Source organism: Staphylococcus sp. GDY8P94P (genome assembly GCF_017892255.1).
Lineage (GTDB): Bacteria > Bacillota > Bacilli > Staphylococcales > Staphylococcaceae > Staphylococcus > Staphylococcus cohnii.
This window is the reverse complement of the sequence record NZ_JAESKU010000002.1, coordinates 497-11731: the sequence shown is the minus strand read 5'-3', so window position 1 is coordinate 11731 and position 11235 is coordinate 497. Positions and strand designations below refer to the sequence as shown.

Genomic DNA, 11235 nt, shown 5'->3' with positions numbered 1-11235 from the left:
AATGTGCTTTTTCTTCTTCGTCTGTGATTTTATCTTCATCACTTGTATTAATTAAATTACCATCTTCGGCATCATCTAAATTTAAAATTTTATGCTTTTGTTTAAGCAGTCCACCATAACTCAACATACGTTTTCGGTATAAACCTTTTCCAAGTCATTCACGATTTCTTGATTTCTTTCATCATCATCAGTTAAAAAATCAGATGACTTAACCGAATATTTAGAGGTTTCTTTGATTGCTATAAGATTATCTAAATTATTGGTTAAAGATATTATGTTGTTTCATGTTTTGACGACGCATATTAAGTGCGTGTATTTCTTCAAGTTCAGCTTTAATCGATTGCATCAAATAACCTTGCATACCTTCAACTGTTTCATTTTTCTGTAGCAACATCGCTTTAAATCGTTTTAAGACACTGATAAGTTCGAACTCTACGTCTTCTAAACGGTAATATGTATCATGAGCATTATTAAATGATTTTTTTCCTTTAAGTAAAACACTTTTAATAATACGAATTTCTCTAATTTCAAAATTACTTAAGTAATCTTTGATTTGTTGTGGCAATTCTTCAAGCACTTGGAATTTTAAGGCATCATTATTAAATTCAGTTTGTTGATGATTTGTATGATTCGAATGATTGTGGTTTGTTGAATTGTTATATGTATCATTCATATCATGCGTATCATTATTCTCAGTCTCTATATAGTCAGTATTATTTAAGTCAGTATCATTAGTGTATTCTTTTGATATGTCATGATGTATCAAATTAATATTTCTTGATGTATCATTATCATATTTCTGGACGTATGAATTTGATACGTCCGTGTTATTACGCTGTTCTATATCATTTTCTTGTTGTGAAATATAATATACATCAGCTTCTGTTACTTCCGGTTTTTTAATATATAATTTATTAGGTTTATTTAAACCTACTCTTATTTGATTGAATAAATCAGCTTGAGTTAATTCTTTTTTAATTTTAGATAACTTATTTGGACTACTAATATTTAAAATAGATTTAAGCTTTTCATTGGTATAAATAAAAAATATATCTCCATTTTTATCTACCCAATTATTTCTTATAGATAAATCTAAACGATCTCTTAATATTGACCATGTTATTTTTGCATCGTTAGACAAATTAACATATTTAGGATTCGTAAAAAACACTTTAGGTAATTGATAAAATTTCTCTTTTTGGATTTCTTTAATGTTAAAGTTGGACATACAAAAACCTCTTTCATATTTAAATTTCTAAAAGAGGTAATAAAAAGCTATAAGTAAGTTTATATGTATTCGACTTGCACTAATAATTCTTAGAATATATAATAAGAATATAACAAATATATAAACAAACAAATCACTTGTTTTATTACCGAAGAAACCTGACTATTCCCGTAGTTGGGTTTCTTTTATATATATTTATAATAACACTTTTAAAAGTTTTGTTAAATTGTTTATATACATTTGGGTGTATGCATTTTCAAAAAAAGATAAAACTTCGTATAATACCTTTATATGGTTATATCATATAACAGCGTATAAACGCTTATATAGCAAGTATAAAGGGTATATAACACCTATACATATAGGGTTGAAAATTTATATATATAATCCTATATACTTATACGTATAACCGTATATAGCTATATGTATAATGAATTATATGACCTTGTAATACCAAGTATAATAGCTATATAATGGTATAAATGTCATGTGTATAATTATATGGAGGCCATTATATGAAAAGTATGAAGGAAATTGCCGATGAATTAAACGTAACAAAAATGACTGTTTATAATAATGCTAAAAAAGCAAATGTAAAATTTCAAAAAATCGATAACGTAAATTACTTATCCGGTGAAGATGAAATTATAGTAGTAAACCGAATAAGAAAAAATCAGAATAAGAATGATGATTTTGAAGGTGAAAAAAAAGAAGAAGCTGAACCTAATAATGATAACCTGGTGAAAGATGAGACAATAAAACAATTATATAACCAAGTAGCTATATATAAAGAACAATCAAATAGAGATAAAGAGCAAATAAACACACTTAATAGACTTTTAGAGAATCAACAAATATTAGCTTTAGAAAGTAATAAAAAGATTCAAAAATTGGAGAATCAATTAGAAGAAGAAAGGCAGCTTAATTATTCTTTTGATCCATCCACGAATGATAGACAAAATGTCAATGAGCAAGAAGCAAAATTAACTGAAGAAGTTAAAAATGTTAATCAACAATACGAAAATCAAACAGCAGAAGATGTTGGAGAAAGAAAAAAAGAGGTTCCCGAAGAGAACAATGATAACAGCTTAGAAGAAGATGAGTTATTTAAAGACAATAATCCATCTGAAGAAACAAATAACGATCCTGATGATAAGGTAGAACAAGCATCTAAAAAAGGTTTCTGGAGTCGGTTATTTGGTAATTAATTGTAATTAAAAAGGCACGACAAGTTCATAAACTTGTCGTGCCTTTTTATGTGAATGGAACTTCTGATAATCATCGATTATGTTAATAAATGCAAAATCAAACAGAACTTTTTTAATGTTAGCAACAATTTTTATTACCATTTTCTTTTTTCTCATTATTTTCGTCTTTTTTGTCTGTTTTCTCTTCAATTTCAACTGAACAACATGACTGTTCTTGAGGTTTTAATTTTTTTAATGCGTCTTTGATACCCATTTACTTCACCTCCTTAAATGATTAAGTTAACAACTAGACCAGTAGCAATAGCTACGACTAAAATTGCTATAACAAAAGATATTACAAATTTCTTTTTAAATAATTTCGATAACAATACAACTTCAGGAATACTTGCTCCTGCGCCACCTATAATTAATGCTACGACTGTTCCCAGTGACATACCTTTAGATACTAAAGCTTCAGCTATAGGAAGCATTGTTTCTGGTCTAATATACATAGGTATACCAATAACAGAAGCAATAATAACAGAGATAATACTATCACCACTCGCATATTGTGTTATAAAGGTTTCTGGAATAAATCCATAAATAAATGCCCCAATAAATACACCAATAATTAAATAAGGTAACATTGGATATAGGAAAGCCCAAGCATCATTTAGCGCTTGCTTAACACGAGATCCTGATTTATTAGTGAAAAATCCATCACCTTTGACATTAACGCCTTTATAACTCTCTGCTAAATTCATTTTTGAAAAAACAAGGCCAGTTAAAATGCTGAATATCGCTAATACAACAAAATAAACAACAGCAACTTTCCACCCTAATAAAATCCATAGCATAAATATCATGAGTGGATTCATGAGTGGCGAAGCGATTAAGAAACTCATAGCTGGACCAAACGGAACTTTAGAGTTTAACAAACCTGCAAGTATAGGAATAGTAGAACAAGAACAAAATGGTGTAATAGCACCAAAAATCATTCCTAATACATAGTTGGTTGCTTTATTTGGTTTGCTTAAAAGCTTTTGTATTTTATCTTCTGATACTACTTGTTGAATTAAACTTACAATAAAACTTACAACTATAAATAATGCTAACAATTCAAAAAATAACATTAAAAATGTTTTTATGAATTCGATGATTGAATCTGTCATTAGTATAACTCCTCTGAATTTATTTAATCAATTTTTTTTGATATATAAATTAAAAAAAGTTGATTAATATGATGTGTAAGAAGATAAATCCTATAATATTTTACAGCAAGTATCTTCAGTTAATACAACTTGAATTTGTGCTTCATTGATTTTGTAGTAGTTCCAAGTACCGTATTTTTCAGGTATTAAAATCTGTGCACTTACTAGTTTTTTTAAATGATATGAAATTTTAGATTGTTTTAAATCTAATAACTCCTCTAAGTCGCATACACATAGTGATTTATTAGGGCTTTGACTAATTTGATTAAGTATTTTTAATCTATTTTTGTCAGCAAGTGCATTAAACATGCTTTCATAAAAAGCTAATTGTTCATCTTCATTCATATCAGTTTTTGCTTTAATAACTTCCATAAAAAGAACACCTCTTTTTTATAATATTTGATTAGAGTTTATATTATTTTTATTTCAATTCTTGTATTGCTTGTTTGTAGTTATTTTCTGTTGATTCACCATACTGATGAATATTACCTTTAAAGAACTCCTTCTCCATATATATTGTAGCTTCTTTTAAAGTGACTTCTCTTGATACCATAACAAGATTTAAATAACTTACAAAGTAACCAACAGATAAAGTACTTGCGTGGTTTACTCGCAATCAGGCACACCTCCTTATTGTCTAAATAATTTTATTCCATTTAATATATCAATTTTTTTTGATATATTAAATATAAATCAATATATACATTATTGCAAGATTAAAAAACTATAATTTCACATAAACTTAGACATGCTCCACAGCAATAGTAAAAATATTTTCTTCCTAACTATATTATTAGAAACTCAAATTAAGTTAAATTTTAAAAATCCAAATCAATACATAGACACTAATCTATATAGATGCTAATCTATGGTAGTAAAATAATTAATGAGGTGAGTATAATGTTAAATATTGAAATATACGAAGAAGCTATGTGCTGTTCTACTGGCGTATGTGGTCCAGAACCGGATGAAACACTAATAAAGACGAACCAAATCAATGAATATTTAAAACAAAATCAAATAGAAGTTCAACGTTATAATATGAGTAATAATCCGAATGAATTTATTAAAAATAAAGAAGCTATTCGTTTAATTCAAGAAAAAGGTAATGAAGTTTTACCAATCACTTTTATAGAAGGCAATATAGCTAAAACGGGTACTTATATTACCCAAGAAGAAGCCGATGAAATTATTACGGTTAATCAGATGAGAAATGGAGGATGCTGTGGTGGAGATGGATGCTGTTAAATACTTAAATAAATTGAATTTAGATAATGTTGAGTTAACAAAATATTTGTTTTTTACTGGTAAAGGTGGCGTAGGCAAAACGACGATATCAAGTTCTATTGCTTTAAACTTAGCAGAGAATGGAAAGAAAGTAGCTTTAGTAAGTACTGATCCAGCTAGTAATTTACAAGATGTATTTCAAATGGAATTATCTAATAAATTAACTACATATCAACCTATACCTAATCTCTCTATAGCCAATTTTGACCCGATTGCTGCTGCAGACGATTATAAAGCACAAGCTATAGAACCTTATGAGGGTATTCTACCAGAAGATGTGCTTTCTGAGATGAAAGAACAGTTAAGTGGTTCGTGTACAGTTGAAGTAGCAGCATTTAATGAATTTACAAATTTTTTATCCGATAAAACTTTAGAACAAGAATTTGATTTCATTATATTTGATACAGCTCCAACAGGTCACACCTTGAGAATGCTTGAATTACCTTCTGCATGGACAGATTATTTAAATACAACGAGTAATGACGCTTCTTGCTTAGGTCAATTATCGGGTTTAAATGAAAATAGAGGTAAATATAATTCAGCACTTGAAAAACTACGTAACCAAGACGATACGACCATGATCTTAGTTGCGAAACCTAACCACTCTTCTATATATGAAATTCAAAGAGCGCAACAAGAATTACAACAACTATCAATTTCTAAATTCAAAGTAGTCATTAACAACTATATAGAAGAAAGTCACGGTTTAATTTCGAGTCAGATGAAATCAGAACAAGATAAAAACATTAATCATTTTACTGAATGGTTAAATAACAATCATGCTTATTACGTTCCATATAAAAAGCAGAAAGAAGAAGGTATAGAAAGTTTAACTAATCTATTAAATGATGATAACTTAATTGAAAATGATGACTTTATTGTTGAAGATCATCCGCAATTCAATAAATTAATAGATGAAATTGAAAATAGTAAAGTTCAATATTTATTTACAATGGGAAAAGGTGGCGTTGGTAAAACGACAGTAGCAACGCAATTAGCTACAGAATTATCTAATAAAGGACATCGTATTCTTTTAGCAACGACTGACCCTACTAAAGAAATTAATGTTGAAACCACAAGTAATTTAAATACTGCTTATATTGATGAAGAACAAGCATTAGAAAAGTATAAAAAAGAAATATTAGCCATAGTGAATGATGATACACCACAAGACGATATTGATTATATTATGGAAGATTTAAAATCACCTTGTACAGAAGAAATAGCATTTTTCAAAGCCTTTAGTGACATTATGGAGAATCAAGAAGACATGGATTACGTAATTGTAGATACAGCTCCTACAGGCCATACCTTGTTGTTACTTGATTCTAGTGAAAATCACTATAAAGAACTAAAGAAAAAATCAACTCAAACTACCAGTAATGTTGAAACGTTATTACCTAAAATTCAAAATCAAGATTTAACACAGATGATAATCGTAACACTAGCAGAAAAAACACCTTATTTAGAATCTAAACGTTTAGTAGAAGATTTAAATAGAGCCGATATAGGACATAATTGGTGGGTCGTTAATCAATCATTAGTTACGCTAAATCAACGTGATGACCTTTTTAGTAACAAAAAAGAAGATGAATCGATTTGGATAAACAAGATTAAAAATGAAAGTCTTAATAATTACTTTGTCATACCTTATGGAGGGTTAGAATAATGAAAAAAATTGTTATCATTGGTTCAGTTGCTGCCGGTACGAGTGTCGCGGCTAAAGCAAGAAGAAATAGTGAAGATGTTGAAATTACCGTTTTTGATAAAGATAGTGATATTTCGTATTCCGTATGTGGTATCCCCTACTATATAGGCGGTAATGTATCTGATATTGATGAACTCACGCCACGAAATGCTAAATGGTTTAAAGAACGCTTTAATATAGATATTTATACAGAATATGAAGTGAATAAGATAAATGATAGTGATCAAACAATAACAGTTACTAATTTAGTAAATGATGAAAAGATGATTCAAAAATATGACGAATTAGTATTAGCAACAGGTTCATCGCCTAAAGAACTCCCTCAATTAAATAGCGAAGAATATAATAATGTGTTTAAAGTTAAAAATATTAATGATGCCAAAGCAATTTATAATTATATTAATGACCATGATGTTCAGAATATAACAATCGTTGGCGGTGGATTTATTGGTTTAGAGATGTTAGAACAATTATCTAATTACAACACTTCAATTGTTCAACGTAACACTTTTATGCCTCATTTAGACTACGATATGAGTTTTATGATTCAAGAATATATTGAAGATAAAGCTAACGTATATACCTATAATGAAATTGACATTATTGATTATGATGAGAATCATACGATAAATAGAGTCAGCTTAAAAACTGGCGAATTAATTGATACAGACTTAATCATTATTGGGATTGGTGTCACACCAAATACTAAATTAGCTAAAGAAATTGGTATTAATATTGGAGAATCTGGAGCAATACAAACCAATAAGTATTTGGAAACAAATATTCCTCATATATATGCAATTGGTGATGCAGCAGAAAGTTATAATTTAATTACTGGTAATCCTATATATAGACCGCTAGGTTCTACAGCAAATAAAATGGGTCGTATTTTAGGAGATCGATTAACTGGTGGAAATCTAGAACATAAAGGCATTTTAGGCACAGGCATTGTCCGTATCTTTGATATGACAATTGCCCAGACAGGTTTAACCGAAAAAGAAGCTGTTGAGTTAGAAATTGATATTGATGTATTACACAATGTGAAACCGAATCGTCCAGAATATATGCAAGGTCAAGAAATGGTAATTAAAGCTATATTTGATAAAAATAATTCTAAATTACTTGGTGCGCAAATAGTTGGGTATGAGGGCGTAGACAAGAGAATTGATGTACTAGCTACTGCTATAACATTTGGTGCCAAAGCAGAAGATTTATTTCATTTAGATTTAGCATATGCACCTCCTTTTTCTACAACTAAAGATCCTGTTATTTATACAGGGATGATTGGTCACAATATTACTCGAGGACGTAAAATTATAACGCCTGAAGAAGTCGTAAAACAAAAAAATGATTTATTGATTTTAGATGTACGTTCTCCAAAGCAATTTGAAGTTGATCATGTTGATGGAGCGATTAACGTCCCATTGAAAACGTTGAGAAGTTATGCAAAAACGTTAGATGAAAATCAAACAATCGTGACTTATTGTAATAAAGGTACTACTGGTAATGCTGCACAAAACGTACTTATTAATTTAGGCTTTAAACAAGTATATAATTTATCAGGTGGCAATAAAAATTATCAACGATATAAAAGATTTCAAGTAGAAAGGGAGAAGAAAAATTGAATTATAATGAGATATCACAATACTTGAAAGTGATTGCTGATAGTAGCCGTCTTGAAATATTAGATTTGTTATCTTGTGGTGAATTATGCGCTTGTGATTTATTAGAGCATTTTTCTTTTTCTCAACCCACATTAAGTCATCATATGAAAGTATTAAAAGACAATAATTTAATTACATCCAGAAAAGATGGTAATAAAAATTTATACAAATTGAATCATGACGTATTGGATGACGTTACATCACGACTGACTCTATTGAGTTCCAGTACTGTCCCATGTATATGTGAAACAGTAGAGAAAGGTGAGTGTTAATGATGACGATATTAGCAATCACAATCTTTGTATTAACGTTAATTTTTGTTATATGGCAACCTAAAGGTCTAGATATTGGTATTACTGCATTAATTGGTGCTGTAGTTGCTATAATCACTGGCGTTGTAAGCTTTTCAGACGTACTAGAAGTTACTGGAATTGTTTGGAATGCGACCTTAACTTTTGTTGCAGTTATTCTTATTTCACTCATATTAGATGAAATTGGCTTCTTTGAATGGTCTGCTATACATATGGTGAGAGCATCAAAAGGTAGCGGATTGAAAATGTTTATCTTTATCATGCTATTAGGTTCAGTTGTAGCAGCTTTCTTCGCAAATGATGGAGCAGCTTTAATACTTACTCCTATTGTTTTAGCTATGGTTCGTAGTTTAGGATTTGATAAAAAAGCGATATTTCCATTTATTATTGCTAGTGGTTTTATAGCTGATTCTACATCATTACCGCTCATTGTCAGTAATTTAGTTAATATTGTTTCCGCAGATTATTTCGATATTGGATTTATTGAATACTTCAGTAAAATGATTATACCTAATATATTCTCATTGATCGCAAGTATTCTTGTTTTATGGTTATATTTTAGAAAGTCTATTCCAAAAACATTTAATGCAGTAAACATTAGAGAACCAAGAGAAGCGATTAAAGATAAAAAACTTTTTAACATCTCGTGGATCGTACTTGGTATATTACTCATTGGTTATTTAATAAGTGAGTTTATAAATATTCCAGTATCCATTATTGCTGGTATCATTGCTTTAATATTTGTATTATTAGCGCATAAATCTAAAGCCGTGCATACGAAACAAGTAATTAAAGGTGCGCCATGGAATATTGTTTTATTCTCCATTGGTATGTATCTCGTCGTATTTGGTTTGAAAAACGTGGGCATTACAACACTTCTTGGTGATGTACTAACAAACATTTCAAGTTATGGCTTATTTAGCAGCATTATGGGTATGGGCTTTGTAGCTGCATTCCTATCCTCTATTATGAATAACATGCCAACCGTTTTAATAGATGCAATAGCAATTGGTCAATCGAGTGCTACAGGAATATTAAAAGAAGGTATGATTTATGCGAATATTATCGGATCTGATTTGGGGCCTAAGATAACACCAATTGGTTCGTTAGCCACACTTCTTTGGTTACACGTACTAACTCAAAAAGGTGTCAAGATTTCTTGGGGAACCTATTTTAAGACCGGAATTATTATCACAATCCCTGTTTTATTTGTAACCCTATTAGGTCTATATTTAACACTAATAATTTTTTAAAAGAGAGGTAATAATAAATGGATAAGAAAACAATTTACTTTATATGTACTGGTAATTCTTGTCGTAGTCAAATGGCTGAGGGCTGGGGAAGAGAAATACTCGGCGAAGAATGGAATGTTTACTCAGCAGGTATCGAAACGCATGGCGTAAATCCTAAGGCGATAGAAGCTATGAAAGAAGTGGATATTGACATATCAAACCATACTTCTGATTTAATTGATAATAAAATTTTAAGACAATCAGACCTAGTTGTTACACTTTGTAGTGATGCTGATGAGAATTGTCCAGTCATCCCGCCTAATGTAAAAAAAGAACATTGGGGCTTTGATGACCCAGCAGGTAAATCTTGGTCAGAATTTCAACGTGTAAGAGATGAAATAGGTCAAAAGATCAAGCAATTTTATGATAATTAAGTTAATATAAAATTCAAAAACAGAGGATAAGCATTGTTATATGTGCTTATCCTCTGTTTTATATAATGATATTTGCTGCTTACCTTTTTCTGTTAGTTCTGCATATATTGTTGTGCCACATATAGGAAAACACCCATTGTAGAATAACTCTATATTTTTTGCTAAATCTTGCCTCGCTATGCTTTCAAGTGCTAATAAAAAATTTTTTCGCTTACATCTAAAGTTTTAAAATCTACACTTTATTCTTCTCTAATCGATAACAGTACATTATACACTAAATCTTGTTTTAACAACGTTCATCACCTCTTATTTATCTAGATGACGATACAAGGTTGCTCTACTTATATTTGTCTGTTCTTTTATCTCATCTAAAGTGTATTTTTTGCTCATATACATCTCAATAGCATCTCTAAGGTTATTATCATCGCGTTTGGGTCTACCCTAATCGAACCATTATCGATGCTAGTAAAACAGTATTTCTGTATGTATGATTAGAGTATTAAAAATGTTCGTTTTTGACACAAAACCTCTTAACTTAATATTAAGAGTGTCACTTTACTCGATATATGAGAATGACTTTACCTAATAAATGAGAAAAGCAACGCACTATATTAAAATGCGTTGCTTTTTCTATTATCGAATACCTATAACTAAACTATCTCTAGCTGTTTCTACAACTTCTGTACTTATTTTATCTAAACCATTTATATCCATAATTCTGTCTATCTGCGCAAATAAACGATGAATCAGCCTAAAATTCCCTTTTGTAATTTTAATAATCGTCGTTATTGCCTCATAATCAGTAAAGTCTTCGAGTTTTAAATCAAATCCTAAATCTTGCCACTTATATTCTAATATATGATGCGTCTCATCTTTACTTAGATTATCAAATTCATGTGCAAAACCTATACGCGAATATAGTTGAGGATAACGAGATAGTTTTTTCTCTATACCCGGCATACCAATAAATATC

Annotated in this window: 13 protein-coding genes and 2 pseudogenes; 7 read left to right on the top strand and 8 right to left on the bottom strand. The window is 29.7% G+C overall.

The features are described from left to right. Together KA926_RS13875 and KA926_RS03415 are read right to left on the bottom strand one after the other, a co-directional pair. Positions 1-240, bottom strand: a pseudogene (locus tag KA926_RS13875) (protein rep); the annotation flags it as partial. A gap of 16 nt (positions 241-256) precedes the next feature. Continuing rightward, positions 257-1228, bottom strand: coding sequence for a replication initiator protein A (locus KA926_RS03415; RefSeq protein WP_204172136.1), 972 nt, complete (start codon positions 1226-1228; stop codon positions 257-259). A gap of 515 nt (positions 1229-1743) precedes the next feature. Here KA926_RS03415 and KA926_RS03410 point away from each other — a divergent pair. Next, on the top strand, positions 1744-2436 hold the full coding sequence (locus tag KA926_RS03410) for a DUF536 domain-containing protein (RefSeq protein ID WP_204172135.1): 693 nt from the start codon (positions 1744-1746) through the stop codon (positions 2434-2436). Between the two features lie 118 nt (positions 2437-2554). Here the strand turns inward: KA926_RS03410 and KA926_RS03405 are convergent, their stop codons facing one another. The 4 genes from KA926_RS03405 to KA926_RS03390 form a co-directional block, all read right to left on the bottom strand. Continuing rightward, the gene (locus tag KA926_RS03405) at positions 2555-2689 is read right to left on the bottom strand and encodes a hypothetical protein (RefSeq protein ID WP_002509686.1); all 135 of its coding nucleotides are present in this window, start codon (positions 2687-2689) and stop codon (positions 2555-2557) included. A gap of 13 nt (positions 2690-2702) precedes the next feature. Next, positions 2703-3587, bottom strand: a complete 885-nt coding sequence (locus tag KA926_RS03400; RefSeq protein WP_119530591.1) for a permease — start codon at positions 3585-3587, stop codon at positions 2703-2705. Between the two features lie 90 nt (positions 3588-3677). Continuing rightward, the gene (locus KA926_RS03395) at positions 3678-3998 is read right to left on the bottom strand and encodes an ArsR/SmtB family transcription factor (RefSeq protein WP_002509688.1); all 321 of its coding nucleotides are present in this window, start codon (positions 3996-3998) and stop codon (positions 3678-3680) included. A 49-nt stretch (positions 3999-4047) separates the two neighbouring features. Beyond that, entirely contained in the window at positions 4048-4242 is a 195-nt protein-coding gene (locus KA926_RS03390) for a hypothetical protein (protein ID WP_002509689.1), read from the bottom strand. 284 nt (positions 4243-4526) lie between these two features. Here KA926_RS03390 and arsD point away from each other — a divergent pair, with 284 nt between their 5' ends. Genes arsD through arsC form a run of 6 tightly spaced genes read left to right on the top strand, consistent with a single transcriptional unit; the run spans position 4527 to position 10262 of the window. Then, positions 4527-4874: an arsenite efflux transporter metallochaperone ArsD gene (arsD, locus tag KA926_RS03385; RefSeq protein ID WP_013730043.1), complete on the top strand. Its 348-nt coding sequence runs from the start codon at positions 4527-4529 to the stop codon at positions 4872-4874. After that, on the top strand, positions 4861-6582 hold the full coding sequence (gene arsA / locus KA926_RS03380; RefSeq protein ID WP_204176590.1) for an arsenical pump-driving ATPase: 1722 nt from the start codon (positions 4861-4863) through the stop codon (positions 6580-6582). The genes arsD and arsA overlap by 14 nt, the downstream gene beginning before the upstream one ends. After that, positions 6582-8246 carry an FAD-dependent oxidoreductase gene (locus KA926_RS03375; protein WP_011304042.1) on the top strand — a complete coding sequence of 555 codons (1665 nt, stop codon included), beginning with the start codon at positions 6582-6584 and terminating at the stop codon, positions 8244-8246. The genes arsA and KA926_RS03375 overlap by 1 nt, the downstream gene beginning before the upstream one ends. After that, the gene (locus tag KA926_RS03370; protein WP_002509693.1) at positions 8243-8557 is read left to right on the top strand and encodes an ArsR/SmtB family transcription factor; all 315 of its coding nucleotides are present in this window, start codon (positions 8243-8245) and stop codon (positions 8555-8557) included. The genes KA926_RS03375 and KA926_RS03370 overlap by 4 nt, the downstream gene beginning before the upstream one ends. Then, the gene (arsB, locus tag KA926_RS03365; RefSeq protein WP_081247903.1) at positions 8557-9849 is read left to right on the top strand and encodes an arsenite efflux transporter membrane subunit ArsB; all 1293 of its coding nucleotides are present in this window, start codon (positions 8557-8559) and stop codon (positions 9847-9849) included. Before KA926_RS03370 ends, arsB begins: the two co-directional genes overlap by 1 nt. 17 nt (positions 9850-9866) lie before the next feature. Next, a complete protein-coding gene (arsC, locus tag KA926_RS03360; RefSeq protein ID WP_002509695.1) occupies positions 9867-10262 on the top strand; it encodes an arsenate reductase (thioredoxin) in 396 nt (131 codons plus the stop codon). A gap of 306 nt (positions 10263-10568) precedes the next feature. On the opposite strand, the pseudogene KA926_RS03355 reads toward arsC, so the two are convergent. Next, a pseudogene (locus KA926_RS03355) lies at positions 10569-10703 on the bottom strand (helix-turn-helix domain-containing protein); the annotation flags it as partial. Positions 10704-10895: 192 nt separating this feature from the next. Continuing rightward, positions 10896-11235, bottom strand: a 340-nt coding sequence (locus KA926_RS03350; RefSeq protein WP_481906182.1) for a TniB family NTP-binding protein, incomplete at its 5' end; no start/stop codon positions are given.

What these genes read in the sequence shown, in the direction of transcription:
- KA926_RS03415 (WP_204172136.1), bottom strand. Translation starts at nt 1,228, where the DNA reads ATGTCCAACTTTAACATTAAAGAAATCCAAAAAGAGAAATTTTATCAA.
- KA926_RS03410 (WP_204172135.1), top strand. Translation starts at nt 1,744, where the DNA reads ATGAAAAGTATGAAGGAAATTGCCGATGAATTAAACGTAACAAAAATG.
- KA926_RS03405 (WP_002509686.1), bottom strand. Translation starts at nt 2,689, where the DNA reads ATGGGTATCAAAGACGCATTAAAAAAATTAAAACCTCAAGAACAGTCA.
- KA926_RS03400 (WP_119530591.1), bottom strand. Translation starts at nt 3,587, where the DNA reads ATGACAGATTCAATCATCGAATTCATAAAAACATTTTTAATGTTATTT.
- KA926_RS03395 (WP_002509688.1), bottom strand. Translation starts at nt 3,998, where the DNA reads ATGGAAGTTATTAAAGCAAAAACTGATATGAATGAAGATGAACAATTA.
- arsD (WP_013730043.1), top strand. Translation starts at nt 4,527, where the DNA reads ATGTTAAATATTGAAATATACGAAGAAGCTATGTGCTGTTCTACTGGC.
- arsA (WP_204176590.1), top strand. Translation starts at nt 4,861, where the DNA reads ATGGATGCTGTTAAATACTTAAATAAATTGAATTTAGATAATGTTGAG.
- KA926_RS03375 (WP_011304042.1), top strand. Translation starts at nt 6,582, where the DNA reads ATGAAAAAAATTGTTATCATTGGTTCAGTTGCTGCCGGTACGAGTGTC.
- arsB (WP_081247903.1), top strand. Translation starts at nt 8,557, where the DNA reads ATGATGACGATATTAGCAATCACAATCTTTGTATTAACGTTAATTTTT.
- arsC (WP_002509695.1), top strand. Translation starts at nt 9,867, where the DNA reads ATGGATAAGAAAACAATTTACTTTATATGTACTGGTAATTCTTGTCGT.